At 61.9% G+C, this 24978-nt stretch carries 20 protein-coding genes; 9 read left to right on the top strand and 11 right to left on the bottom strand.

The genetic code is table 11. The annotated features are described in order from the left end of the window. Nucleotides 1-64: 64 nt before the first annotated feature. From phaC to prmB, 5 genes are all read right to left on the bottom strand, one after another. Nucleotides 65-1912 (bottom strand): class I poly(R)-hydroxyalkanoic acid synthase, encoded by a 1848-nt coding sequence (phaC, locus tag LLY24_RS06190; protein ID WP_259035414.1) that lies wholly within the window; start codon nucleotides 1910-1912, stop codon nucleotides 65-67. Nucleotides 1913-2011: 99 nt separating this feature from the next. After that, a complete protein-coding gene (locus LLY24_RS06185) occupies nucleotides 2012-2422 on the bottom strand; it encodes a phasin family protein (protein ID WP_259035413.1) in 411 nt (136 codons plus the stop codon). A 135-nt stretch (nucleotides 2423-2557) separates the two neighbouring features. Then, nucleotides 2558-2974, bottom strand: coding sequence for a hypothetical protein (locus LLY24_RS06180; protein ID WP_259035412.1), 417 nt, complete (start codon nucleotides 2972-2974; stop codon nucleotides 2558-2560). 115 nt (nucleotides 2975-3089) lie between these two features. Beyond that, entirely contained in the window at nucleotides 3090-4181 is a 1092-nt protein-coding gene (aroC, locus tag LLY24_RS06175) for a chorismate synthase (protein ID WP_259035411.1), read from the bottom strand. Between the two features lie 5 nt (nucleotides 4182-4186). Next, nucleotides 4187-5149, bottom strand: coding sequence for a 50S ribosomal protein L3 N(5)-glutamine methyltransferase (gene prmB / locus LLY24_RS06170; RefSeq protein WP_259035410.1), 963 nt, complete (start codon nucleotides 5147-5149; stop codon nucleotides 4187-4189). Nucleotides 5150-5337: 188 nt separating this feature from the next. On the opposite strand from prmB, the gene LLY24_RS06165 reads away from it, so the two are divergent. After that, nucleotides 5338-5904, top strand: a complete 567-nt coding sequence (locus LLY24_RS06165) for a Smr/MutS family protein (RefSeq protein ID WP_259035409.1) — start codon at nucleotides 5338-5340, stop codon at nucleotides 5902-5904. A 1-nt stretch (nucleotide 5905) separates the two neighbouring features. Here the strand turns inward: LLY24_RS06165 and LLY24_RS06160 are convergent, their stop codons facing one another. After that, nucleotides 5906-6916, bottom strand: coding sequence for a patatin-like phospholipase family protein (locus LLY24_RS06160; protein ID WP_259035408.1), 1011 nt, complete (start codon nucleotides 6914-6916; stop codon nucleotides 5906-5908). Beyond that, complete coding sequence (locus LLY24_RS06155; RefSeq protein WP_259035407.1) at nucleotides 6891-7811, bottom strand: alpha/beta fold hydrolase; 921 nt, start codon at nucleotides 7809-7811, stop codon at nucleotides 6891-6893. Before LLY24_RS06155 ends, LLY24_RS06160 begins: the two co-directional genes overlap by 26 nt. A gap of 483 nt (nucleotides 7812-8294) precedes the next feature. Here LLY24_RS06155 and LLY24_RS06150 point away from each other — a divergent pair, with 483 nt between their 5' ends. The 3 genes from LLY24_RS06150 to LLY24_RS06140 all read left to right on the top strand — a co-directional run bounded on the left by LLY24_RS06150 (nucleotide 8295) and on the right by LLY24_RS06140 (nucleotide 11268). Then, nucleotides 8295-8738: a LexA family protein gene (locus LLY24_RS06150; protein ID WP_259035406.1), complete on the top strand. Its 444-nt coding sequence runs from the start codon at nucleotides 8295-8297 to the stop codon at nucleotides 8736-8738. Continuing rightward, nucleotides 8735-10048 carry a Y-family DNA polymerase gene (locus LLY24_RS06145; RefSeq protein ID WP_259035405.1) on the top strand — a complete coding sequence of 438 codons (1314 nt, stop codon included), beginning with the start codon at nucleotides 8735-8737 and terminating at the stop codon, nucleotides 10046-10048. The genes LLY24_RS06150 and LLY24_RS06145 overlap by 4 nt, the downstream gene beginning before the upstream one ends. An 80-nt stretch (nucleotides 10049-10128) precedes the next feature. Further along, the gene (locus tag LLY24_RS06140) at nucleotides 10129-11268 is read left to right on the top strand and encodes an LBF_2804 family protein (RefSeq protein WP_259035404.1); all 1140 of its coding nucleotides are present in this window, start codon (nucleotides 10129-10131) and stop codon (nucleotides 11266-11268) included. Here the strand turns inward: LLY24_RS06140 and LLY24_RS06135 are convergent. Further along, on the bottom strand, nucleotides 11260-12717 hold the full coding sequence (locus LLY24_RS06135; protein ID WP_259035403.1) for a sodium-dependent transporter: 1458 nt from the start codon (nucleotides 12715-12717) through the stop codon (nucleotides 11260-11262). The two genes, LLY24_RS06140 and LLY24_RS06135, sit on opposite strands and share 9 nt — an antisense overlap. A gap of 86 nt (nucleotides 12718-12803) precedes the next feature. After that, a complete protein-coding gene (locus LLY24_RS06130; protein ID WP_259035402.1) occupies nucleotides 12804-14045 on the bottom strand; it encodes a YbfB/YjiJ family MFS transporter in 1242 nt (413 codons plus the stop codon). A 207-nt stretch (nucleotides 14046-14252) separates the two neighbouring features. On the opposite strand from LLY24_RS06130, the gene LLY24_RS06125 reads away from it, so the two are divergent. Then, nucleotides 14253-15560: a M20/M25/M40 family metallo-hydrolase gene (locus LLY24_RS06125; protein ID WP_259035401.1), complete on the top strand. Its 1308-nt coding sequence runs from the start codon at nucleotides 14253-14255 to the stop codon at nucleotides 15558-15560. Nucleotides 15561-16025: 465 nt separating this feature from the next. Further along, entirely contained in the window at nucleotides 16026-17477 is a 1452-nt protein-coding gene (locus LLY24_RS06120) for an SLC13 family permease (protein ID WP_259035400.1), read from the top strand. 87 nt (nucleotides 17478-17564) lie between these two features. On the opposite strand, the gene LLY24_RS06115 is transcribed toward LLY24_RS06120, so the two are convergent. Next, on the bottom strand, nucleotides 17565-19094 hold the full coding sequence (locus LLY24_RS06115) for a GGDEF domain-containing protein (RefSeq protein WP_259035399.1): 1530 nt from the start codon (nucleotides 19092-19094) through the stop codon (nucleotides 17565-17567). Between the two features lie 305 nt (nucleotides 19095-19399). Here LLY24_RS06115 and LLY24_RS06110 point away from each other — a divergent pair, with 305 nt between their 5' ends. From LLY24_RS06110 to LLY24_RS06100, 3 genes are all read left to right on the top strand, one after another. Beyond that, a complete protein-coding gene (locus tag LLY24_RS06110) occupies nucleotides 19400-20164 on the top strand; it encodes a MipA/OmpV family protein (RefSeq protein ID WP_259035398.1) in 765 nt (254 codons plus the stop codon). A 113-nt stretch (nucleotides 20165-20277) separates the two neighbouring features. Beyond that, complete coding sequence (locus LLY24_RS06105) at nucleotides 20278-21954, top strand: alpha/beta hydrolase (RefSeq protein WP_259035397.1); 1677 nt, start codon at nucleotides 20278-20280, stop codon at nucleotides 21952-21954. 161 nt (nucleotides 21955-22115) lie between these two features. Further along, nucleotides 22116-22763 carry an epoxyqueuosine reductase QueH gene (locus LLY24_RS06100; protein ID WP_259035396.1) on the top strand — a complete coding sequence of 216 codons (648 nt, stop codon included), beginning with the start codon at nucleotides 22116-22118 and terminating at the stop codon, nucleotides 22761-22763. Nucleotides 22764-22799: 36 nt separating this feature from the next. On the opposite strand, the gene LLY24_RS06095 is transcribed toward LLY24_RS06100, so the two are convergent. After that, a complete protein-coding gene (locus LLY24_RS06095; RefSeq protein WP_259035395.1) occupies nucleotides 22800-24944 on the bottom strand; it encodes a methyl-accepting chemotaxis protein in 2145 nt (714 codons plus the stop codon). Nucleotides 24945-24978: the final 34 nt, after the last annotated feature.

Raw genomic sequence — 24978 nt, 5'->3', positions numbered from 1 at the left:
TTGTCCACCCTACTAGGTCTTTTTTTAAGCGCACTTTTTTAGCTGCGCTTTTGACGTACGCTTATTAGGACTCTGCCGTTGGCGGAAAGCCAACCTCGCCTAGCACCTCGGGAATAGTCTGGCGCACGTAGCGCCCCGGCGCGGGCTCGATGACCGCGAGTTTGCCGCTCCCCGGCGTGCGGGCGGCGACCATGGCGGCTGGGTCGGCGTAGCCGTTATCGGTGATCCAGGCCTGCCAGTGCGGCCACCAGGAGCCTTCGTTGAAGGTTGCTCCCTCTTGCCATTGGGTTGGCTCATCGGGCAGCGCAGCGTTGGTCCAGTAGCCGTACTTGTTCTTGTGCGGTGGATTGACGATACCGGCAATATGCCCCGAGGCGCCGAGCACGAAGGTCACCGGCCCCTTAGGCAGCAAGGCGCCATAGTAGGTGCTGTTCCACTTGGCGATGTGATCTTCTTTGGTGGAAACGAAGTAGCTCGGCGTCTCGATTCGGCGCAGATCGATCTTCACACCATCGATCTCCAGCCCATCGGGTTCGACCAAGCGGTTTTCTAGGTACATGTTGCGCAAATACCAGGCGTGAGTACTGGCAGCCAGGTTGGTGCCATCGGTATTCCAATAGAGCAGATCGAACGCCGCTGGCGCCTCACCCTTCAAGTAGTTGCTGATATAGAACGACCAGAAAAGATCGTTCTCGCGTAGCAAATTGAAGGTATAAGCCATCGAGCGGCCGTCGAGATAGCCCTTCTGCTGCATGCTCTTCTCGAGCCCATCGACGACGCGCTCGTTGAGGAAGACGCCAATCTCGCCTGAGTCGCGAAAATCCTGCAGCGTGGCCATGTAGGTCACTGACTTGACCCGGCTCGCCCGGCGCTTGCGTGCTAGATACGCCATGAACGACGCCGTCAAGGTGCCGCCTACGCAGTAGCTAATGATATTGAGTGCCTTGACGCCGCAAGCCTGCTCCATGGCGTCCATAGCGCTCATTGGACCTAGCTGCAGGTAGTCGGCCCAGGTGATGTCGTGCTGGGCGGGGCCGACGTTGCGCCAAGAAATAAGAAAGACCGTATGCCCCTGCCCCACCAGCCACTTGACGAAAGAGTTGTCTTCGCGCAGATCGAGAATGTAGTACTTGTTGATCCACGGCGGCACGATCAGAAGCGGCGTCTTGAAGGTCGTCGGCGTGCTTGGAGCGTACTGGATCAGTTGAATGAGCTCGTTTTCATAGATCACGGCCCCCGGGGTCACGGCGATGTTGTCGCCGATGCCGAACACGCTGCGATCGGTCATCTGTACGTTGATGCCTTCCGCCGAGTTGGCTAGGTCTTCACGCAGGCGGTCGAGGCCGTCGATCAGGTTCTGCCCCTGGGTTTCGAGGGTGCGGCGCATCACCTCTGGGTTGGTGGAGACGAAGTTGGTGGGCGCCATGGCGTTGACCAGTTGGCGCGCATAGAACACGAGGTTGCGCTTTTGCGCTTCGCTCACGCCCTTGAGATCAGCGATCAGCTCTTCTACTGCCTGGGAGAAAAGCAGGTACTGCTGCATCACACTCATGTAGTAGGGGTCGTTATGCCAAGCGCTATCTTTGAAGCGCCGATCGCCTTCGGCCGGCTTCAATAGCGGACCGACCGCTTCGCCCGAGAAAGCGCGCATGCCCTGCTGCCACAGTAACCACTGATCCTGTAGCAGTCGCGCTTGGGTCTGCCACAGCAGCGCCGGATCCTGCATCAGTGCCTGGGCGCTCGCCTCGAAGCTCGAGCGCATATCGGCGTAGATGAGCTCTGCCGCCTCGCTGGGTAGCGTGCGCGTGAGCAGATCCTGAATCAGCCCCTGATACTGCGTGCCCATCTCCTGCAGTTGCGCCTGCCATGCCTCAAGCTCGGACTGCGTCGGCGTTTTCCATCCTAAAGCCATACTCCCCCCACTTCGCCTTACCCATGCCAGCAGGCGCTGATCTCGCTTGACGATAAAACGGCGCCTTAGGGCGCCGATATCGCTGTCATGCTCGCAACATTACTTCTTGGGACGCGAAGACTGGCTCGTCGCCGTAGGCGTCTGGCCCTTGGCCGCCGCCTGGACGTTATCGCTCATTCGCTGGCCTGCCTCGCTGAACAGCGACTTCATCTCCTCGCTGAACTCAAGGCTCATCTCTCCCATGCGCCGGGCATCTTCCTGCATCTGCTGGGAGAGCGACTGCATCATTTCCGCCTGTTGAGTGCCAAAGGCGCGCAGGTCTTCGGCGTCTTTGATGTCGGCGGCCTGACGCAGGCGCTCGGTCCCCATCTGGCTGTAGCGTTTCATCGCTTCGAGCTGGTAGTGGGTCATCTTTTCCATGTTGCTGAGCATCAGCGAATTGAGCTGACGCATGGGCTCGAACATCTGGCGGGTCTGGGCGTTAAAGGCGTCCATCATCTTATCTTGCATAGTGACTGCTCCTCTCGGGTTCCGTGGCTTGCGCCGTAGAGTGGTTGACGTTACCGCACCTTGCTGCACTGCAAAAAGAGTAATGCGCGTCCTAGGGCTTTGCAATTCCGCGCTTACCGCACCATCAATGCTGCGTTAGGACGATGCGCGACGGCTGCGCGAGCTTTTCGAGGTCGAGGCACTTGCGTCGCGCTTTGCCGCCGAGGCGGAGGCGCCTTCGGCCTCGCTGCTGGCTTTTGCAGCGTCGCGCTGGGCGTCATCGCTGTCGGCACTGGCAGCACTACCAGCCTGGCGCAGCATATCGAGCATCATCTGCTGATAGGTGCCGAAGCTTGCTAGCCCTTGAGATAGTCCTTGAGAAAGCCCCTGCTGCATCATGGGTTGCTGCAGGAAGGGGCGCATCAAGCTCATCGGGTCGTAGCCCTCCACGCCCGTTTCCATCTGCCGCTGGATCTGGTTCAGCAAGTGTTGCTGGAAAGCTTCCACGTCGGGAAGCCCCAACGCTTGGCGGAACTCGTCCGGAGTGAGGTCGAATTCGACGTTGATCTTCATGCGGCGTCTCCTGGCCATTGACGTTCGGGCCGTTGGCATCTTGTTGTCGGTGAGAGCGATTCGGCGCACGGGCTGGTTTCAGTGTAGCAGCCCGTGCGCCATTGGCCGTTGCCTTTCAACGCTGCGGTAAACGCGGCGTCGAAACCTGTACGTCGGCGTTCTGAGCGCGGTGACGCAGCCAGTGATCGAGCAACGTAATCGCCATCATCGCCTCGGCGATGGGCGTGGCCCGAATGCCGACGCAGGGGTCGTGGCGCCCCTTGGTGACCACCTCGATGGGGTTGCCGTCGACGTCGATGGAGCGCCCGGGCGTGGTGATGCTCGACGTCGGCTTGAGCGCGAGGCGTGCAACGATCGGCTGGCCGCTGGAGATGCCGCCGAGAATGCCCCCCGCGTGGTTGGAGAGAAAGCCTTCTGGCGTCATCTCATCGCGGTGTTCGCTGCCGCGCTGGGCAACGGCGGCAAACCCAGCGCCGATCTCGATGCCCTTCACCGCGTTGATGCTCATTAGCGCGTGGGCAAGCTCGGCGTCCAAACGGTCGAAGACCGGCTCGCCCAAGCCCACCGGTACGCCTTCGGCAACGACGGTGATCGCCGCCCCCACCGAGTCCTGGTCGCGGCGCAGCTGGTCCATGTAGGCCTCTAGCTCGGGAACCTTGGCGGCGTCGGGGCAGAAGAAGGCGTTCTGCTCCACCGACTCCCAGGCTTTGAAGTCGATCTCGATGGGGCCGAGCTGGCTCATATAGCCGCGCACGCGAATGCCCTGAGCCGCCAACACCTTCTTGGCGATAGCACCAGCGGCCACGCGCATGGCCGTCTCGCGGGCGCTCGAACGCCCACCTCCACGGTAGTCGCGATGGCCATACTTATGGTGGTAGGTGTAATCGGCGTGCGCCGGGCGGAACTGGTCCTTGATCTTGGCGTAATCTTTCGAGCGCTGATCGGTGTTCTCGATCAGCAGGCCAATCGAGGTGCCGGTAGTCTTGCCCTCGAACACCCCCGACAGAATGCGTACCTGATCGGACTCCTTGCGCTGGGTGGTGTGCCGCGAGCTGCCGGGGCGGCGGCGGTCGAGGTCATGCTGCAGATCCGCCTCGCAGAGCTCGACGCCCGGCGGGCAGCCATCGACGATGGCGCCCAAGGCGATACCGTGGCTTTCGCCAAAGGTAGTGACGGTGAACAGCTTGCCGAATGCGTTGCCGGACATGGCGATTATCCTTGTTCGAAGGACGCCGCGTGGGCGTCGAGGTCAGCAGCGCTCAAGGCAAACACGCCCTGGCCGCCGCGCTCGAAGTCGAGCCAGATGAAAGGCACCTCGGGGAAGGCAGTCTCGAGATGGCGATCGGAGTTACCTACCTCGACGATCAGCCAGCCTTGGTCGTTCAAGTGCGCGCGCGCCTGGCGCAGAATACGCCGCACGATATCCAGACCATCAGCGCCCGCCCCCAGCGCCAGCGCCGGTTCGTGGCGGAATTCGGCGGGCATGGTGGCCAGATCGCGTGCATCGACGTAGGGCGGATTGGAGACGATCAAATCGAACCGCTGCCCGACCAAGTCATCGAACACGTCGGAGGCAACGGCGCGCACTCGATCACCAACGTCATGCCGGGTGATGTTCTGGCGCGCCACCGCCAGCGCTTCCTGGCTGATATCGCCAAGCGTTACCTCGCAGGTGGGTAGATGCAGGGCGGTGGCGATACCGATGCAGCCCGAGCCGGTGCACAGATCGAGCACCCGCGCGGGCGGCTCATCGGGAAACCAGGCAGCGAAGCCGTCTTCGATCAGCTCGGCAATCGGCGAGCGCGGAATTAGCACGCGCTCGTCGACGTCGAAGGGGTAACCGGCGAAGAACGCCTCGCCCAGCAGGTACGGCAGCGGCCGTCGGGTCTCGATGCGCTCGCGCGCCAAGGCGACGATACGTGCGCGCTCGACCGGCAAAAGACGGGCATCGAGCACGGCGGGATCGACGTTCCAGGGCAGATGCAGCGCGCCAAGGCAGAGCGCCACGGCCTCGTCCCACTGGGAGTCGGTGCCGTGGCCGTGATGCAGCCCGGCCAGATAGAACTCGCTCGTGACCCAGCGCAGATAGTCGCGCAGGCTATAAAGCTCGCTTGCCAAGGTGGCATCGGGCAAGGCGAGCGTGGAAGCGGTTGGGGTTCGGGCGGGTGGGCTCACGACGACTCCTGATCAGGCGTGGGGCTCGCCAAGACGAGCCGAAAGAGAGCGATTGTACCCTCCACGTGGCGCGGATCACAGCGGCGGTTCACATGCCCGGCCAGCCCGCTATACTGTGCCTTTCTCACACGCCCGGCGTGGGCGTATCCACGCTGCCCATTCGCGCCTGAACCGCTCAAGAGTCTGTCATGACGCAACGCCGCTCTCCGCCCGACGACGATATCAACGCCTTTCGCCAGGCCCTAAAGGCTGCGGGCGTGCGGCGCTTGAGCGCCAACCAGGCCAACCCGGGCAAACCTCGGCGCGACGATACCGCCACCGCCGCCCGCCGTCAGGCCGCGCAAAAAAGCGAGGCGCTGACCACCACCGGGCGCACCTCGGATGGTCGCGTGGAGCCGGTGGCGCCGTCGGCGTATCTCGAATTCAGCGTGCCCGATCTGCCTTGGCGCGCCTTCAGCCAACTCAAGCGCGGCCAGACCGAGTGGCAGGCTGGCCTCGACCTGCACGGCTACACCCTCGACGAGGCCCGCGAAGAGCTCGAAAGCTTTTTGCGCGACGCCGTCGTGCAAGGGCTTCGCTGCGTTCTGGTAGTACACGGTAAGGCCTGGGGATCGAGCGCCGATTTTCCCGTGCTCAAGAGCCACGCCAACGCCTGGCTACGCGAGTGGCCAGGGGTGCTAGCGTTCTGCTCGGCCACCGATGCCGATGGCGGTACCGGTGCGCTCTACGTGCTGCTGCGCCGCCCCAGCCGCTGAATCATTCGGTGGCGTCCGAGGCGATGCCCGGCATGCGCCGCTCTAACGCTTCGTCGGCCATGTGACGACCCAAGCGGATGAGCGCTTCGGCGCGGTGAAATTCATAGGTGCTACACACCGTTTTGGGGATCTCGATCAGCACGTCCGGCGGATACCCGGCGATCTTGTACTTCGCCAGCGCCGCCTGGGTGATGTCGAACGACTCGAGAATCATGTCGAGCTTGCCCCACTCGCGCTTGCCGCGGCTCTCGACCGTCTCGTCGGCGTCGTCCTCGCTCGCCTCTTCGCCTTTGCCCAGCCCCTGCCACAGCCGCCGCGTGGTCTCGCGCACTTCGCGCATCCAGCTGCCCAAGCTCTCGCTGCGTTCGTGCTCGGCAGACGTCATCTGCCGTACGGGCTCGGCGGGTAAGAGCTCCTCCAAGGTGACCGGTTGGGGGCTATGGGCGGTGACGTTGACCGCTATCACCAAGTCAGCCTCGTGTGCGGCAACGGTGGGCATGATGGGCAAGGGGTTGAGCAGCCCACCGTCGACCAGCACCTGCTCACCCAGGGTCACTGGGGTGATGACACCAGGAACAGCGATGGAGGCGCGAATGGCGCGCAACAGCGAGCCGCTTTGAAACCACACCTCGCGCTGACGCACGAGATCGGTCGCCACGGTGGTGACCGGAATCGGCAGCGACTCGATCGCCACATCACCAATCAGCGCTTCGAGCTTGCTCATCACCTTGTTGGCCCGCATGGCGCCCAGCGGGCTCCAGGTCACGTCGACCAGTTTGAGCACGTCGAGGTAGTCGAGATTGCACACCCACTCGCGGTAGTCGTCGAGTTTTCCTGCCGCGTAGATGCCGCCGATCAGCGCGCCCATGGAGCACCCAGCAATGGAGATGATCTCGAAACCGCGTGCCTCGAGTGCCTCGATCACGCCGATATGGGCATAACCACGGGCGCCGCCGCTACCCAGTACCAGGGCAACCTTGCTCCCTTCAGCCAGGGTGGTGAGTTCGTTCATGCTTGGTACCTCGCGCGAGCGCTTCCCAGTGGACTCGAATCGTTTCACCAACCGCCGCCACCGCTTCGGGTTCGAGGTGCAGATGGTGCCCTCCCGGCACGACGTGGCGGGTCAAATGGGGTACGGCATCGCGTGCCTGGCAAGCCCAGCGGCGCTCGCCCAGAATACCGCGTTCGCCCTCCACCAGCAGCACGGGCGCGCTGATCGCGCCCAGCAGCGCCAGCACCTGCTCGGGAGTGAAGCGCACAAGCGAAGGCTTGAGCAAGCGCGCATCGGTGCGCACCTCGACGCCACCCTCGGCGCACTCCTGGGTATTGCGCTCGACCAATGGATAGGCGGTAGCGGTATCGAGTGAGGTGACGCCACCGGCGACCCGCGCCGCCACGGCGCGCTCTATATCGGCGTAGCGCGGACGCCGCGAGGCGCTTCTCCGATGCGCCAATAGCCCCTTGCGCAGTTGATCACCCGTTGCCTCGGCGGGCGTATTGAGCGCCCCGAGACCGTCGATGAGGGTGAGCGTTTCCACCCGCTCGGCAAACGTTGCCGCGACCAGCCCCGCCACCGCCGCCCCCATGGAATGCCCCAGCAATGGGGCCGAGTCCAGCCCAAGCGCGTCCAGGGCGTCGAGTACGTCGTGGCAGTAGTCCCATAGGGCGTAGTCGGTACCACGAGGCGCATGGGCCGAGTGGCCGTGACCGCGAAAATCGAGCGCCACGATGCGAATGCCCAGTGCCGGAGCAAGCCAGGGCGCCAAGCGTGAATAGCTAGCGGCGTTGTCCAGCCAGCCGTGCAGCGCAAGCCAGGTAGGCGCCTGCGCATCGCCCCAGGCGAGCGCGGCCAGTCGCCCTTCGGCCAGCGACAGCGCTTGGGCAGCGCCGTGTTCACGCAGATGCATAGTTCGTCCTTCGAAGGGTTAGACGGCGGGCACAGATGACGCCGCCGGGCCCACACGTTACCATGCCGTCTGCCCGACACGCCCTTTTTCACTCGGCCTTTTTCTCGCTCCTTTCATAAAGCCCGCGCTTTTGCTCGAAGCCCGCGTTTTTGAGGAGCCGCTCTCGTAGACAGGTAACTTGCATGAAATCACGCCGCGACACCCGCGCCCGTAACTGGGTGTTCATCATCACCGTCGTTAGCGCCGTCGTCGTCGGTCTCTGGCTCGCCCGCTGATCGATCCGCGCTAAGTCGACACCGTTATGACTACACTGTCCCGTCGACGCCGCCCCGCCGTGCCCTTCACCGCGGGGCGGTTTGCATGTTGAAGCGCACGCTTTCGCTCGCCGCCTAGCCTCGGCTACTCCACGTCGCTTGCATTTCTGCCTCACCCAGCAAATACTGTATATAAACACACTAACCGTTCGACACGAGGATACCGACGATGCCGGTTTCGCCATCGCGGTTCACCCCTAGGCTACCGCTCACTACCCTGCCGCTTCCCCTGCTGTCGCTCAAGGCGCGCGCTGGTTTCAGCGGCTTTCCCTCACCGGCGCAGGACTACGAGCCGCTCACGCTCGACCTCAACGCGCGGCTGATCAAGCACCCCACTCAGACCTTCTTTTTGACCGCAACGGGCGACAGCATGGAGGGCTGGGGCATCTTCCACGACGACCTGCTCATCATCGACCGCAGCATCCCCGCGCGCCTTGGCCATATCCTCGTGGTCATGCTCGATGACGAGCTATTGATCAAGCGCTACGCGCTGCACCAGGGCACGCCGCATCTTTGCTCATCGCACCCCGACTACCCGCCGCTGCCGCTGGCCCACAGCGACTGCCAGCTCTGGGGCGTGGTGCGCGCCGTGGTTCACGAGTACGTGCGATGATAGGTCTCGTCGATGCCAACAACTTCTACGTTAGCTGCGAGCGAGTGTTCCAGCCCGAGCTCAACGGGCGCCCGGTCGCCGTGCTCTCCAACAACGATGGCTGCATCATCGCCCGCTCAGAGGAGCTCAAGGCGCTGGAGATCCCCATGGGGCTGCCCGCCTACCAACTCACCAACGGGCAGAACGCCGCGTCCATCCACCTGCGCTCATCGAATTACGAGCTCTACGGCGATATGTCGGCGCGCCTAGCGCAGCTTCTGCGCGATGTTTGCCCAGCGGTAGCGCCCTACTCCATCGATGAGATGTTCATCTACCTGGACGGCATGACGCCTACGCAGTGCCATACCCTAGGGCAGCAGCTGCGACGGCGTATTCGCCGCCAGCTGGGGCTGCCGGTGTGCGTGGGGCTGGCGCCGACCCACACCCTGGCCAAGTTCGCCAACCACTTGGCCAAAAAGGAGCCTCACTTCGAAGGAGTATGCTTACTTGCAGGCAACGATGCGGTCACTCACCGCTGGTTGAAAGCAACGCCGGTGGGTGCAGTATGGGGCGTCGGGCGGCGCCTGGCCGCGCGCCTGGAGCTCATGGGCATTCGCACCGCCTGGGCGTTGAGCCAGGCTGACCCCAAGCAGCTGCGCAAGCGCTTTTCGGTGGTGCTTGCGCGTACCGCCATGGAACTTGCGGGAACACCCTGCCTGAGCATGAACGCCCTGGACGAGCCGCGCCAGCGCATCATGACCTCGCGCTCGTTCGGCCAACCCACCGGCGCCTACGCCGATGTCCATAACGCGCTGCGCCGCCACGCCCAGCGCAGCGCCGAGAAACTGCGCCGCCAGGGTAGCCTGGCCGGAGCGGTGCTGCTGTTTCTGCATACCAATCGTCACCGCCGTGATCAGCCGCAGTATTTTCCCCAAACAGTAGTAACGCTCCCCACGCTCAGCGACGACACCCGCGATATTCTCGATGCCGTACGCCAGGGGCTTGCGGCGATCTATCGACCGCGCTACCGCTTCATCAAGGCGGGCGTCATGCTGTTGGGGCTGGTCGACGCCGAGCAGCATCAGCTCTCGCTGTTGAACCCACCGCTGCGCCCGCGCCACGCCGAACTGATGGGCACGGTGGACGCCATCAACCGGCGCCTTGGCCAAGACACCATCCGCTTCGGCATGACCCAGGCGCAGGGTGCCTGGGAGCTACGCTGCGCTCACCGCTCTGCGCGCTTCACCACCCAGTGGGGCGAGCTGGCCCGCGCGGGGACCCACCCCGGCGCCGTGGCGCACTACCTCGCGCAGCAGTCGTCTAGGTCTTAATACGCCGCCTTCTAAATAGCCTCGGCATTCAATGGTCTACCCTTAGGGTCTTGCCGCAGGATTAAGGAAACGGAGCATTCATGCCACTGGACCGGCCCGATCGCGAATACGCCCCCGCCCCCGACCTCGCCCAGCGCTGGGCTCATCGCTACATCATCCGCTGGCTCACCCGCCACGCCCCGCTTACCGCGCCCCATGCACGCGCCATCGTTCGCGTAAAACGCTGGGCGATGGTGTGGGCGGCACTGGCGGGTATCGTCTCGGGTACGCTCATTGGCGGCGGCGAATGGTGGATGAAGCGCATTGCCATCGACGGCTGGTCGAACATGAGCCTTATCGAGCAGGGGCCCTACTGGATCGCCTACTTCGCCGCCGCAGGCGTCGTTACCGCCGTCGAAATCGGCTTTCTCTACTGGAACTCGCTGTGCGGGGTCGCCAAGGTGATACGTCTAGCAGGGCTTGACTGCACCCGTGAGCGTACGCTTACCCCGCCGCTACAGCTGACCGTACACGGCGTAGCGCGCGTGGCGCTTGAATATCCCAGTGCAGGCAACGCCATCTATGGCATCAACCCCCACGCCTATCTGAGTGGCTGGAAGCTAACGCTCAAGGCACTGCTCTATCGGCTCAAGATCAGCATGAGTAGCTTTCTGCTGCGGTTGGTGATGCGCCGTTTGCTCGGCCGCTTGGCGCTGCGCGGGGTCATACCGCTGCTCATGGGGCCTCTTTATGCGGTCTGGAACGCTTGGATCGCCGCGCGCGTGCTGGGCCAAGCGCACTTTTTGGCCTACGGCCCGTCACGCGTCGCGCGCCTTAATGCTAAGCTCACCTCTCTATCGCAGCGCCAGCGCTGGCTGATCGTTCAGGGCATTGGTGAGCTGATGATGCGCACCCATCATCCGCACCCTAACCTAGTGCTGCTGCTTTCCGAGCTGCTTGGCACGTTGCCGGAAAAGCCCCATCAGGTAGAGATCGACTGGGATGATGCGCGCAAGCGCTGTGCGATGCTTGAGACGAGCGAGCAAAGCGCAGTGCTGGAAGCGCTGAGTGAGGCAGTGCTATTGAGTGGCCCCATCAAGGGGGCGCGGAAGGCGTTTTTGCAAAGGCTCTATGCCCATTGCCAAACGCCGCTGCCAGAGCGAGAGCTCATCGCAAGGCAGCGGCGCTGGCTGGCGGGCGACACAGCTGAGGTAATGCCCGCCACGGTCGCGTCAGCGTGAGCGCAGCGCCAAGCCAAGGCGCGGACTCACCCGCTCGCCGACGATCATCATGACCACCAGAATGGCCAAAAAGAACGGCCACTGGCTGGCAAAGGCGATCGAGTAGAGGCCCAGCGCGTCGACGAAAACGATCAGAATACCCAGAGGGCTTACGTAGCGCACCATGATCAGCCACAGCGCGTAGATCAGCGGCGGCAAGGCCAACTCGTCGCGCATCACCTCGTTGCGGATGAAGAAGCCCGCGAGCACCACGGTGCCAAGCCCGCCAAGCGGCATTAACAGGCGCGAGGTGAGGTAGTCGAGCCAGTCGAACAGCGTCTTGCCGAGCACGGCCCAATCGGCGCTGAACGACAGCATGGCCAGCGTACTGATGAACCAAAGCACGATACCCGAGCTCCACGCTGCCCACCGGCGCGAAAAGCCTTTGCTGTCACACAGCCAGGAGACCGTTGCCTCGACCATGGAGATCGACGAGGTCAGCGCCGCCATCGACAGCATGACGAAGAACAGCACGCCGAAGAGTGTGCCCAGCGGCATGGCCTGAAACGCCAGCGGCAGGCTCATGAAGATCAGCCCCGGCCCTTCGCCCGGGTCCATACCGTTGCTGAAAATAACCGGGAAGATGGCCAACCCCGCCATTAGCGCTACCGCCGTATCGGCCAGCGCGACGCTCAGCGTGGTACGCCCGATCGAGGCACTGCGGGGTAGGTAGCTGCCGTAGGTAAGAATCGCCCCAGCCGCCAGGGAGAGCGTGAAGAACGCATGCCCCAGCGCCGCCAGCATACCGGCGCTGGAGAGGCTGCCCGCGTTGAAGGAGAAGAGAAAGCTCACCGCCTCGCCAAAGCCGCCGGAGAAGACGTTGTAGACGATCAAGATGACCAGCATGACCACCAGCCCCGGCATCATCCAACCGACGCTACGCTCTATCCCCTTCTGTACCCCCATGCCCACGATCACCATGGTGACCAGCGTCACCATGGTGCTCCAGCCGCCCAGGTTCCACGGGTTGGCATTGTTGGCTTCGAAAATGGCCACCATGTCGCCCACGTTAGCGCCGGTCAGACCACCGCTCACCACTTTCCACAAATAGGCGAAGGACCACCCGGCCACGATGACGTAGAACGATAGGATCATGAAGCCGCTGAGCATCGACATCCAGCCCAAGATCGACCACAGCGGCGAGCGCCCCGACTCCTTGGCCATGCGCCGGAAGGCATCGATGGGACTGCCGCGGCCACGGCGACCAAAGGCGATTTCGCACATCATCACCGGCACGCCCACCGCCAGAATACAGGCCAGATAGACCAGAACGAAGGCGCCGCCGCCATACTCGCCGGTCATATAGGGGAACTTCCAGATATTGCCCAGCCCCACGGCCGAGCCGGTCGCCGCCAGAATGAACCCCCAGCGGCCCAGCCACTGAACGCGAGGTTGCTCGGAAGATGTCATGGTCTCTATCCCGCCACTATCGAAAAGTGCTCTATCGTAGAGGATCGAGGGTCAAAAACCTAAGCCCGAATTCAACTCTTCCGAATTCAACTTGCCTGCCCCGAACGCAGCGCCTTGGCCTCGGCATCGAGACGCTGGGCGGTCTGGTCCACTTGCCTTAACCACACGAGCAAAAGCGCCCCGCAAAGCACCAAGCCTGCCGCCAGCCACAACCCCACCGCATAATGCCCGGTGGCCTCGGCAAGAGAACCGGTCAGCGCTGGGGCGAGGATTTGCGCCGCGCCGTACGCCAGGGTCAGTTTCCCCATGAGCTTGGCCGGGCTTGCAGGATAGAGGCGCCCCGCCATGGTCAGCACCAAACTCACGCAGCCAAGGAACGTACCGCCATAGAGCAGCGCACTGATCAGCACGCCTATAAGGCTCGAGGTCAACGCCGGTAACAGGATGCCCACCACTTGCAGCGCCATGGCCATGATCAGCGCCCCCAAATAGCCAATACGCCGCGCCACCAAATCCCACAGCATGACGGTGATCGCAGCGGATACACCAACCAGGGCAAAGACCAGATTCCCCATGCCCGAAAGCCCCGGCAGCCGCTCGACGATCACCACGATGAAGGTGGCGCTAATCACGTAGCCATAGCCCGCGCAGAAGTAGGCGGCGAACATCAAACGCATGAAGGTGGCACTCGGTGGCCGCGACGCAGGTGCGGCCTTAGTTGCGACACTCACGCGCGAAACGTATGGGCGCGGCAGCCATACCCAGGCGGGAAACAGCAGCACCAGGGAAACCAGAGCAAAGCCCCACCACTGGGCCTGCCAGCCAAACGACGCCCGCATCATCGCCTCCACGGCGAGCGCCGAGATAACGATCCCCACGCCGAGCCCGGCAAAATGAATGCCCAGCTCGCCGCGCTGGCGATGCTGCAACAGCCAGTGAAGGATGAGCCCCGAGGCGAGCAGCATCGAGGCGCTACTAGAGAGCCCGGCAAGAAAACGCATGCTCGCCCAGAGCCAAACGTCATCGCTCAGCGCCATGCCCGCCGTAGTCATCAGCGCAAGCACAAGCCCAATACGAAACAGCGTATCTTTCAGGCGAATATCGCCAATCAACGACGCCAGCACCGCGCCCAGCATGTACCCCAGGTAGTTAAGCGCGGCCAACCATCCACCCAAGGCATCGCTCATCCCCGCCTGCTCCTGCATCACCGGCAGCAGCGGCGTATAGGCAAAGCGGGCCACCCCCACGCAGAGCAACTGGCTACATACGCCCGCTAGCAGCACTTTGTAGCGCTGAGCGCTTAAGGTATTTAAGGGCTTGGCGGTCACGCGGCACTCCTTGTAGGAATCGCTTTTATGCACTGTTTATATAGATGGCGCCATAAGGCCAAAAGTGGGAATGAAACGGTTGTGATTCGATCCTTAGCCTGCATATTACGTGCCTAGGGTCTGCGCCAGCATGGTCCAATAGTGGAATGAGCAGACATCTGGCAGACTAACTTCACATGCCCTTAGGGCACCTGATGGAGAGTGACGATGAGCGATACCCGAGCCCCCTGGACTCAACCGATGCCCGATGCGCAGTTCTCGCTGATGCGCGACATTCTTGCCGCGCCGAGCCCTGTGGGCCTAGAAGGGGCGATGACCTACGGCGTGCTGAAGCCCTACTTCGAGAGCTTCGCGCCGAGCGATTGGCAGCTTCATCAGTTCAAGGGGAATGCCGGTGTGGTGCTCGACACCCATCCTGGGCGCGACGACATGTTCACGCTGATGCTGATTGGCCATGCCGACAAGATCCGCATGCAGGTGCGCTCGATTGGCGAAGACGGCAAGATATGGATCAATACCGACTCCTTTCTGCCCACGGTGCTCATTGGCCACGAAGTGACGCTGTTTAGCGAAGACCCCGAGGCACCCGGCCACTATCGGCGTATCGAAGGCGGCACGGTCGAAGCGCTGGGAGCGATTCACTTCTCCGATCCTGCTACCCGCAGTGGCGAGCGCGGCCTCAAGAAAGAGCAGATCTATCTGGATCTGCAGATACACGGTGAGAATAAGAAGCAGCAGGTGCTGAATCTCGGCGTACGCCCAGGCGATTCGATCATTTTCAATCGCCCCATCAAAGAGGGTTTCAGCCCCAATACCTTCTACGGCGCCTATCTCGATAACGGCCTGGGCTGCTTCGTTACTGCCGAGGTGGCGCGCTTGGTCGCCGAAGCGGGCGGCACCGAGCAGGTACGCGTGCTCTTCGCCATCGCCAGTTACGAAGAGATCGGCCGCTTTGGCAGCCGAGTGATGGCCGGTGAGCTCAAACCCGATGCCATCATCGGCATCGACGTCAACCACGACTACGTAGCCGCCCCCGGCATCGGCGACAAGCGCATGCAGCCGCTGGAGATGGGTAAGGGCTTCACCTTGTCGGTTGGCTCTATCGCCAGCGAACAGCTCAACCGTATCATCGCTACCGCCGCCAAGGCCCACGACATCCCCTTCCAGCGCGATATGGTCGGCGTAGATACCGGCACCGATGGCATGGCCGGCGTGCTTGCCGCCATCGACAGCGCCGCGACCTCGGTAGGTTTCCCGATCCGCAACATGCACACCATTTCGGAAACCGGCAACACTCAGGACGTGCTGGCCGCCATTCACGCCCTGCACCATACCATCGAAGCACTCGATGCCCTGCCCGATCTGGCGCGCGAGTTCCTCGATCATCACCCGCGCCTGGACAACGCGACCCCGCTGCGTCACCAGGGCAGCGCCAAACCCGAAAGCGATGACAGCGGTGCGGCGAAAGGCAAAGCGAAGGATAAAGTGATAAAAGAGAAGAAGGCGAAGAAGTAGCGCTCACCGCGTAGTGGCTGTAATAAAAAACCCCCGGCGTCTAAGCCGGGGGTTATTCGTTCCTCCCTGAGCGCACACCACGCGCTTCCTGCACGTGCATCCTTGGCTCATTTATGCGACTCCCGCATGGCGTTCCGTCGTGCCCCTCCCTGGGGTAGGCGCCACCTTGGACCTTAACGGCACCTATTTATCTAACCCATGATAAAGATGGCCGAATTCTTCTATAGGCAACAGAAGAAAACCCATAAGAAGCTGATATTAAAAAAATTAACTATAAAAACTCAGCGATCACTCTCAGGTCGCGAAACGTAACGACGAGTGCGTGAAAGGCTTACTCAACTTAACCACTACCAAAGTCTAAGCCATACAACCAACGACTAATAAACCTAAGTGGTAGGATGCTCGCTCTCTTTTCATTGCGGCTTTTGCACGCTTTCCATCGCGCCCTCTCGCCACGGAGATGTTATGGCCTCACTGCTACACGATTGGCGCCGCTGGCTGCCTTTGCTCGGCGGTCCGCTACTCTTTGCCCTCATTCAGGCCACTATGCCCGATACGCTGATCGACCCGATGCCGCGTATCGTCCTCGGCCTTACCGCCTGGATGGCCGTCTGGTGGGTCACCGAGCCGGTGCCCATTCCGGTAACCTCGTTCCTCCCCATGGTACTGCTGCCGCTGACCGGGGTAATGCCGATGGACGAGGCCGTCGTGGGCTACGCCAACCCGGTCATCTACATGTACATGGGCGGCTTCATTCTGGCAATCGCCATCGAGCGCTGGAACCTCCACCGGCGCATAGCCCTCTCCATCGTCAATCGTATCGGGAACAGCCTACGTAGCATCGTGCTGGGAGTGATGATCGCCTCGGCCTTTTTGTCGATGTGGATCTCCAACGCGGCCACTGCGCTGATGATGCTCCCCATTGCCGTGGCACTGCTCGGCGAGCTGGACGAGCGCGATCAGTTCGCCAAGCATGAGCGCGACGCCTTTGCCCGCACGCTGCTGCTGACCGTGGCCTACTCAGCCTCTATCGGGGGGCTTGCTACCATCATCGGCTCGGTGCCCAACGGCATCGTGGTGGCAATGATTCCGCAGTTCTTCGACGTCGAGATCAGCTTTTTACAGTGGATGATCTTCGCTCTGCCGCTGACGCTAATCCTACTCGCCGTCCTCTACGTCTATCTCACCCGCATTTATGCCAAGGTGCCGAGCACGCGCATGGAGGTCAACTTCGTCGCCCAGGAGCTTGAAGCCTTAGGCCCCATGAGTCGCGAAGAGAAGCGTGTGCTGGGCGTGTTCGTCATCACCGCCTTGGCTTGGGCGCTGCGTGGTTGGCTGGCGCCGTTTTTCGACTTACCCATCAACGACACCTTGATCGCCATCATCGCGGCCATTTCGCTGTTCATCATTCCCGCCCATAGCGAAAAGCGCAGCCTGCTGGTGTGGGAGGACATGAAGGAGCTGCCTTGGGGGCTGTTCATCCTCTGGGGTGGGGGCATGGCGCTCGCGGCTGCCTTCAGCGCCAGCGACCTGACCGGCTGGATTAGCGATCAGCTCGAACTCTTGGATGGCGTAAGCTACTTCTGGCTGCTGCTGTTCATGGTGTTTCTCATGCTGTTCCTCACCGAGATCATCTCCAACACCGCTACGGCCAATATGGCGCTGCCGATCACCGCAGGACTTGCCACTGCCATCACCACCGGCAACCCGCTGGGGCTGATGGTCGCGGTCGCTCTGGCGACGACCTGTGCCTTCATGCTGCCGATTTCGACGCCGCCCAACGCAGCAGTCTTCTCAAGTGGCCGGATATCGATCTTGCAGATGGCCAAAGCGGGGCTATTCATGAACATCGTCAGCGCCATCGTCATCAGCGTTTTCGTCTACTTCGTGATGCCGCTGCTGCTACCCACGCCCTAACCAGTGAGGCCCCATGCAACGAGGCACGCCTAGCGTGCCTCGTTGCGTTTTACGCCTCCACGTAGCGGTTTTTTTAGACGGAGATCTCTAACTGGCGGGTGATTCGAAGAGCGCCACGCTCCCCCGCCCGGTCCGCTTGATGCGGTACATACTCTGGTCGGCGGCGTCGATTAGCTCGCGGGGGCTAGCAAAGTCGGCGTCTTCGCTACAGGCAATACCGATCGAAACCGAAAGTCTAAGCTCCCCCTCCTCTACCTGCGCCACGGCCGTATGCTGGAGCGTCTCGATCAGTGTCTGCGCTATAGGCGCAAGCTCGCAGGCGCGACGATAGGAAAAGAGCACGAGAAACTCCTCGCCGCCATAGCGTCCAGCCACCGCACCCTCGGGCAACACGCTCAATAGCACTTCGCTGAAACGCTGAAGCACGCTGTCACCCAGTTGATGCCCATAGGCATCGTTGAGCGCCTTGAAGTGATCGATATCGATGAACATGATCGCCAATGGCGCCGCTTCGGCCTTTGAGAGCGTGAACTGCTCCAAGAGCTGCTCTTCGAGGTAGGCTCGGCTAGCAAGGCCGGTCAGCGCATCCAGGCGGCTGCGCGCCTGCCAAGCTTCAAGCTCGCGCTCCTTTTCATGCAGGCGCTGCTGAAGCGAGAGCGACTGCTGAAAAAGTAGCTGTTGGGCGGCGCTCAAAAGACGCTCGTTATCGTGCTCAGAAAGTGCGGTGATCGCCATCAGCTCGGCCCAAGGCGGCAGGCGTGTCTTGATATCGGCAAGCAGCGTCTCTAATGGGATGTCAAAAGCAAGCTCTTCGTGGCGATGACTAGCGACATAGGCCAAGAACCCTTGCAGTGCACGTATTGGCTCGGGGGCAAGCCAGGCATCGGCCACTAGCCCCGAGAGCTGCAAACAGAACTCAGCGGGCGTTGGCGCTAGAGGTGCAAAATGGCTTTGCGCGATGGCCACTACAAGCGCTTCAGGCACGCCCCACTGCGAGGCAAGCCAGGCTCCGACGCAGGCGTGATCGGTATCGAGCAGCGCCCGCTCACGCAGGGCAAGCTCGGCGTGGCTAAGCTCGTCGTCGCTATAGAGCGCGTCAACGGTCTCGGGATAGAGCGCAGAAAGCGCCAGCATACCGATATCCTGCAGCAAAGCGGCGGTGAAGACGTCGTGACGATCGTCCGGGCAGAGCCTCTCGGCGAGATAGCGCGCCGCGACGGCAGCGACGATGGCGCGCCGCCAGATACGCTCAAGCCCGCTCACACACGCAAGCTTCGCCAAGCCAAAACTCAACGCTGCCGCCAGCGTAGTTTCAAGCCCCAGGCGTACGATGGCATCGTGGCCCGAGGTCACGCTACGCTGACTATGGGCATAAAAAGCGCTATTGGCCAAAGCGACGAGACGCAGCGTCAGCGCTGGGTCGCTCTCGATGATGGCGGCATACTCGCTCAACGCTGCGTGAGGCGAACGCGCAAGTTCGAGTAGGCGCGTTACCGCCGTTGGAAGCGAAGGCAGCGCCTGCTGATCGTGCAGTGCGTGACTAATCGAAAGTGGCAGCGGCACGAGCGCTAAAGCGTGCGAGGAGACGGCGTCGGGCGGATCACGGCGACTCGACATTCTCTCTTTCCTTTCATCGCGCACCCAAGGTGCGGGGCAGTACGGTCATCGAACGCTTAGGCGTCGCGGCAACAGTCGAGTTACCCGAATGATACATACTCTTATATTACGATAACCTAAGCTTGGATAGGATGAATTACCCCAGCGTCATTTAGCGCCCTGTCTTAATCTTCTTTGGCTCCTACTTGTTGCGGTGCTACTTACCTCGATCCTACGGTTGGCACTGCCGAGCAACTAACATACCATTACGTATGTTAATAACGTTCAAGCGCCAACCCCCGGTTTTACTCAAAAGGAATGAGACCTTGAAAACGTCTACCAAGGTAGGTATGTGGTGCGCGCCGCTCTTCGGCGCGCTTTTTGCAACCAGCGCCTGGGCCGAAAGCTGGGAAGGCAACATCGGTCTAGGGGTGATTACGGCACCCGACTATCTCGGCAGCGACGACTATCGCACGCGCGTCTGGCCTGCCCTTCGCGCAAGCTACGGTGAGAGCCTGACGATCTCGCCGGATCGCGGTATCCAGTGGCACGCAATCCGCCAAGGTAACTGGCGCCTTTCTCCCTTCATCGGTTACACCTTCGGACGCGACGATCGCGGCGATCTCGACGCCTTCGATAAAGTACGCGGTGGCGCTACGCTCGGGCTGCGTGCCGATTACACCGAAGGCATGACGACGCTAAGCCTGTCCGGCCAAAGCGCGGTCACAGGCGACGTCAAAGGGGCAGAGTACGAGGCGGCAGCGTCACTGCGCTTGCCGATCAGCCAGCGCCTCGTCGCCTCCGTTACCCCCAGCATTACCTACGCCAACGGCGCCTGGACCGATGCCTACTTCAGCGTTTCCGAGCAAGATAGCGCGCGTAGCGGCGTGGCGGCCTACCATACCGATGGTGGCTACTGGCGTTTTGGTGTTAGCGGAAGCCTGACCTACGCGCTGGCAAACGACTGGTCGGTCACCGGATTCGTTGGTACCAGCTATTTGACCGGTGAGGCCGCCGACAGCCCCATCGTCGATGATCTGGGCAGCGACTGGCAATCCATCGCGGGCGCCTCCCTCAACTACCGTTTTTAACTGATTGGCTAGCTCAAACGCATAGCGGTTCTGGTATCAGATAAGCTGACGCCATCAGGTAAGTGTCGCACAGAGACTAGAAAAGGAATGGGTCAAAGGAGTGGAGAATGGGCATGTCCGATCAGCGCGGATTTCAATGGAAGCTCCTTTCGCTACAGCGCTTTTCCAGTACCGGACTGTTACTGGGTACGCTGCTATTCGCCCTCTCGCTAACGCCTAGCCTGGTACCGCGCCCGCTCATTGCTCAGGGCGTGGTGTCCGGGCTCTGCTTCACCGCAGGCTACGCCATTGGCGCCCTGCTGCGCTCGCTTTGGCACTCTCTCCACCTTCCCGAACCCAAACCTGCCGCCGAGCGCTGGATAAAACGCACGGCGGCAGCACTCTGCCTGCTGCTGGCAGCGCTATTTCTCTGGCGAGCGGCAGGTTGGCAAGACACCCTGCGTGGCTTGATGGGCATGGAGGCCACAGCGGCAACCCATCCGCTGCACGTGGCGGCCATCGCCGTTACGCTGTTTGCCACTCTCTACCTAGTGGGGCTTGCCTTCAGGCACACGCTGGGCCTTCTCGCCCGGCGGCTAGCGCGCTTTCTTCCTGCTCGACTGGCCTTTGTACTGGGCACGCTTGCCGCCACTGCCCTATTTTGGCTTCTGCTGGAAGGGGTAATTTTCTCCTCCGCCTTGAGAACCGCCGACCGCTTCTATCAGCAGCTCGATGACATCATGCAGGACGATTTGACGCCGCCGAGCGACCCACTGCTCCCCGGCAGCGAAGCCTCCGCGATCAGTTGGGAGGCGCTTGGCAGCCGCGGACGGCGCTTCGTCACCCAGGGCCCAAGCGCCGAGGAGATCGGCGACTTTTTAGGTGAACCCGCCGAGCGGCCCATTCGCGTCTACGTGGGTCTCAACGGCGCCGACACCGCTGAGGCGCGCGCCGAACTCGCTCTCGAAGAGCTTATTCGCGTCGGTGGGTTCGAGCGCTCGACGCTGATTCTAGCGACCCCCACCGGGCGTGGCTGGATCGACCCAGGCGCGCAAAATACGGTGGAGTATCTGCACCGAGGTGATATTGCCACGGTAACGGCGCAGTACTCCTACTTGCCCAGCCATTTATCGCTGATTGCCGAGGGCGAGTACGGCATAGAGAGCGCGCGGGCGCTGTTCACCGCCATTTACCGCTACTGGAGCCAACTGCCCGAGTCCTCGCGGCCCAAGCTCTATCTCTTTGGCTTGAGCCTGGGTGCGCTCAACTCCGATCGCTCCTTCGATTTTTACGACATCATCGAAGACCCCTTCGATGGCGCCCTCTGGGCGGGCCCGCCCTTTCGCAGCGATACCTGGCGCAGCGTGACGGCCGACCGTGACCCCGGCTCGCCTGCTTGGCTACCCACCTTTCGCGGTGGCCGCGTGGTGCGCTTTATGAACCAAACCCAAGGCTACGATGGCTACGCCAATGCCTGGGGCGATTTCCGCATCGCCTATTTGCAGTACGCAAGCGATCCCATCGTATTTTTCGACCCGGCGGCCTTCTGGCGCGAACCGGATTGGATGCGCGCGCCACGCGGCCCAGACGTCTCGCCGGATCTACGCTGGTACCCTGTGGTCACCATGCTCCAGCTTTTAGCGGATCTCGGCACCGGCGGGGCGCCGCCGGGGTTTGGTCACGAGGTAGCCGCCGAGCACTACATCGATGCTTGGGTAGCGCTCACCGAGCCCGAGGGCTGGTCGCCCGAGGAGATCGCCCGCCTGCGCGATCACTTCATCGCAGCGCGTGAGGCCACCCAAGTAAAATAGCGTCAGCGCTAGCTTAGCTAGACAAGTCGCCCATCAACATGTGATATGCTGCGCGCAACGTCACACGACAGCGGTACGCTGTGCGTACCCCCGACCGCGCTGCCCTTGGCAGCGCGGCGTTTGCATTCACGTCGAACCGTATCAGCACAGGTGTTTCACCCATGCCACAAGAGAGTATCGTCCTCGAAACGCCCACGGGGTCCAAGAACGTCCTGCTGCACTCCTGCTGTGCCCCTTGCTCGGGAGACGTCATGGAGCGCATGGCAGATGCTGGCATCAAGTTCACCATCTACTTCTATAACCCCAACATCCATCCGCAAAAGGAGTACATGATCCGCAAGGAAGAGAACGTGCGGTTCGCCGAAAAGCTCGGCATTCCTTTCGTGGATGCCGACTACGACGTCATGAACTGGTTCGAGCGAGTGAAGGGGCTCGAGTGGGAGCCCGAACGCGGCGAACGCTGTCGCGTCTGCTTCGATATGCGCTTCGAACGCACCGCTCTCTATGCCCACGAGCACGGCTTCGATACTTTCACTAGCTGCCTGGGTATTTCACGCTGGAAGAACATGGAGCAGATCAACGATTGTGGGCTGCGCGCCGCCGCCCGCTATCCCGATCTGCACTACTGGACCTTCAACTGGCGTAAGGGCGGGGGTTCAAGCCGCATGATCGAAATCGCCAAGCGCGAGCGCTTCTATCAGCAAGAGTACTGCGGCTGCGCCTACTCTTTCCGCGATTCCAACAAATGGCGCGAGCAAAACGGCCGCGACCGTATCAAGATCGGCGTGCAGTACTACGGGGACGACTGATCGCGTCGCCCCCTTATTTGCTCTCTTAGTTAACCCTCAAAACGTCATCCAGCTCGCCTTGCCCTCACGACTAACGGCCGGTAACCACGCCGTCGCGTCGTGCGGGGCCTGACGGGCAGCGCCACCGTTGAGCTTGGCCCGCGCGGCCTGCACGCTTTCGGCTTGCGCGCCTTCCAAGCGGAAAGCATCGACGACATTGGCAAGTTCGAAGGCCTCCTTGGTCAAGTTATCCGCCGAGGCGGCAATCGACTGTACCTTGGCGGCGTTTTGCTGAGTGACGTGATCCATCTCGGCGACGGCGGCGTTGATTTGGCCGATGCCGCTGTTTTGCTCGTTCGAGGCGCTACTGATCGCGGCCATGAGCTCGCTGACGCGCAGCACCTCGCCGGTAACGCTCTGAATCGAGCGCTCGGCCTGCTCGAGCGCCATGCGCCCGCCGCTCACCTCCTGGGTGGTGGTATCGATCATATGGCGAATCTCCTTGGCCGCCGCCGCAGAGCGTCCGGCAAGGCTTCTTACTTCGCTTGCCACCACGGAAAATCCTCGGCCATGCTCTCCCGCACGTGCCGCTTCTACCGACGCGTTTAGCGCCAAGATGTTGGTTTGGAAGGCAATACCATCGATGACGCCGATCATTTCAGCCATCTTCTCGGCGCTTTGAGCAATGCGCTGCATGCGCTCCACCAGCTGCTGCATACGCTCACCAGTCTCTTGGGTGCTGCGCGCATTCTGCGCGGCCAAGTCGCTTGCTTGGCGCGCGTACTCGGTATTTTGCTGCACGGTGGTGGTCATCTCTTCCATGCTGGCGGCCGTTTGCTGTAGTGACGACGCCTGCTGCTCGGTGCGCGCGGCGAGCTCTTCGTTTTGCGTGGCAATGTGCAGCACGGCGGGCGTGACCACACCCACCCGCTCATCGACGTCGCCAGCAATGCTCGCCAGGCTAAAGCGCATGGTATCCAGCGAGTAGAGCAGCTCACCCAGCTCGTCCTGGCGCTGACGCCGCTCTCTGGCGGCCAGGTTCCCCGCCGCCACTTGAAAAGTGACGTAGCGCGCACCGGCGAGGCTGCGCAAAAGAGAACGCAAAATGACCACCCCCAACCCAATCAGCAGTAGCGCGCCAAGAGCTACCAGCGCTATCTGCGCGCCAAGTAGCTGGCGCTGGTCTCTCTGGGCCCGTTCGACCAATGTCTGTGCTTCGGCCCGTTCGGTCACCACCAAGGCGCTACCCATCTCACGTAGGCTATCGGTCAGCGGCAAAACACTATCGTTCAAAGCTTCAAAAGCGGCAAAGCCGTTGCCTTGAGTAACTGCTCCCCAGGCATTCGTCACTCCCGTATGCCACTGCGCCAGCGAGGTACCAAACGCGACGAGCGCTGGGTCATTGATATCGCGCTGGGCTTGATAGTGTTGCCAACTGGCATCGATGCGTGCCTCAGCCTGTTCAAGCGCCACCGCCACAGCCTCCTGGTCGACACGTCTGGGATTACGCACGGCGGGCTCGAGGACATCGAGCGACTGACCGATTTGGCGCTCGATCAGTTGAAGTTCAGCCACGCCTTCAAGCCCCGCGCGGTTGAGCGTATCCAGGCGCTCTCCTGCCACCATCTGTGCATAGACGCCAAGCCCCCCAGCAAGTCCAAGTAGCGCTAGCGCGATAACCACTAGGCTCACCAAGCGGGCCTTGAGCGTGACCAAGCGTAGAGCGCCAAACCAGGCAGCTAGCCCCCGTCGCCGCAGAGCCCCCTGCACCAAGCGATAACGGCGTGAGCGCCCCTTCTCGCGCAGCTCGGTATAGACTCGTTCGGCAAGTGTCACGGCGTCGGGGTTAGCCTTACGTCGCACCGAGGTGTAGCCCACCACGCGTTCGCCGTCGCGCAGCGGCGCCAAGGTCGCGTAGACCCAGTAGTGATCGCCGTTCTTGCGCCGGTTCTTGACCAGCCCCTGCCAGGTATTGCCCGCCTTTAGCGTCTTCCATAAGTCTGCAAAAGCGGCCTTGGGCATATCTGGGTGGCGAATCAGGTTGTGCGGTGCGCCCACCAGCTCGTCGCGGGTATAACCGCTGACCTCGATGAAATCGGGGCTGGCATAGGTGACGTTGCCATCGAGATCGGCACGCGAGATGAGGACGGTATCGTCACCCAGCACGTACTCGTGCTGGGTGACGGGCTGATTATTGCGCATGGCTGAACTCCCCTTTAACCCCCTACGGGTATGG

Origin of the sequence: Halomonas dongshanensis (assembly GCF_024790395.1) — a bacterium.
Taxonomy (GTDB): Bacteria; Pseudomonadota; Gammaproteobacteria; order Pseudomonadales; family Halomonadaceae; genus Vreelandella; species Vreelandella dongshanensis.
This window is presented reverse-complemented; position numbering and strand designations above follow the sequence as displayed.

What these genes read in the sequence shown, in the direction of transcription:
- phaC (WP_259035414.1), bottom strand. Translation starts at nt 1,912, where the DNA reads ATGGCTTTAGGATGGAAAACGCCGACGCAGTCCGAGCTTGAGGCATGG.
- LLY24_RS06185 (WP_259035413.1), bottom strand. Translation starts at nt 2,422, where the DNA reads ATGCAAGATAAGATGATGGACGCCTTTAACGCCCAGACCCGCCAGATG.
- LLY24_RS06180 (WP_259035412.1), bottom strand. Translation starts at nt 2,974, where the DNA reads ATGAAGATCAACGTCGAATTCGACCTCACTCCGGACGAGTTCCGCCAA.
- aroC (WP_259035411.1), bottom strand. Translation starts at nt 4,181, where the DNA reads ATGTCCGGCAACGCATTCGGCAAGCTGTTCACCGTCACTACCTTTGGC.
- LLY24_RS06165 (WP_259035409.1), top strand. Translation starts at nt 5,338, where the DNA reads ATGACGCAACGCCGCTCTCCGCCCGACGACGATATCAACGCCTTTCGC.
- LLY24_RS06160 (WP_259035408.1), bottom strand. Translation starts at nt 6,916, where the DNA reads ATGAACGAACTCACCACCCTGGCTGAAGGGAGCAAGGTTGCCCTGGTA.
- LLY24_RS06155 (WP_259035407.1), bottom strand. Translation starts at nt 7,811, where the DNA reads ATGCATCTGCGTGAACACGGCGCTGCCCAAGCGCTGTCGCTGGCCGAA.
- LLY24_RS06150 (WP_259035406.1), top strand. Translation starts at nt 8,295, where the DNA reads ATGCCGGTTTCGCCATCGCGGTTCACCCCTAGGCTACCGCTCACTACC.
- LLY24_RS06145 (WP_259035405.1), top strand. Translation starts at nt 8,735, where the DNA reads ATGATAGGTCTCGTCGATGCCAACAACTTCTACGTTAGCTGCGAGCGA.
- LLY24_RS06140 (WP_259035404.1), top strand. Translation starts at nt 10,129, where the DNA reads ATGCCACTGGACCGGCCCGATCGCGAATACGCCCCCGCCCCCGACCTC.
- LLY24_RS06135 (WP_259035403.1), bottom strand. Translation starts at nt 12,717, where the DNA reads ATGACATCTTCCGAGCAACCTCGCGTTCAGTGGCTGGGCCGCTGGGGG.
- LLY24_RS06125 (WP_259035401.1), top strand. Translation starts at nt 14,253, where the DNA reads ATGAGCGATACCCGAGCCCCCTGGACTCAACCGATGCCCGATGCGCAG.
- LLY24_RS06120 (WP_259035400.1), top strand. Translation starts at nt 16,026, where the DNA reads ATGGCCTCACTGCTACACGATTGGCGCCGCTGGCTGCCTTTGCTCGGC.
- LLY24_RS06115 (WP_259035399.1), bottom strand. Translation starts at nt 19,094, where the DNA reads ATGTCGAGTCGCCGTGATCCGCCCGACGCCGTCTCCTCGCACGCTTTA.
- LLY24_RS06105 (WP_259035397.1), top strand. Translation starts at nt 20,278, where the DNA reads ATGTCCGATCAGCGCGGATTTCAATGGAAGCTCCTTTCGCTACAGCGC.
- LLY24_RS06100 (WP_259035396.1), top strand. Translation starts at nt 22,116, where the DNA reads ATGCCACAAGAGAGTATCGTCCTCGAAACGCCCACGGGGTCCAAGAAC.
- LLY24_RS06095 (WP_259035395.1), bottom strand. Translation starts at nt 24,944, where the DNA reads ATGCGCAATAATCAGCCCGTCACCCAGCACGAGTACGTGCTGGGTGAC.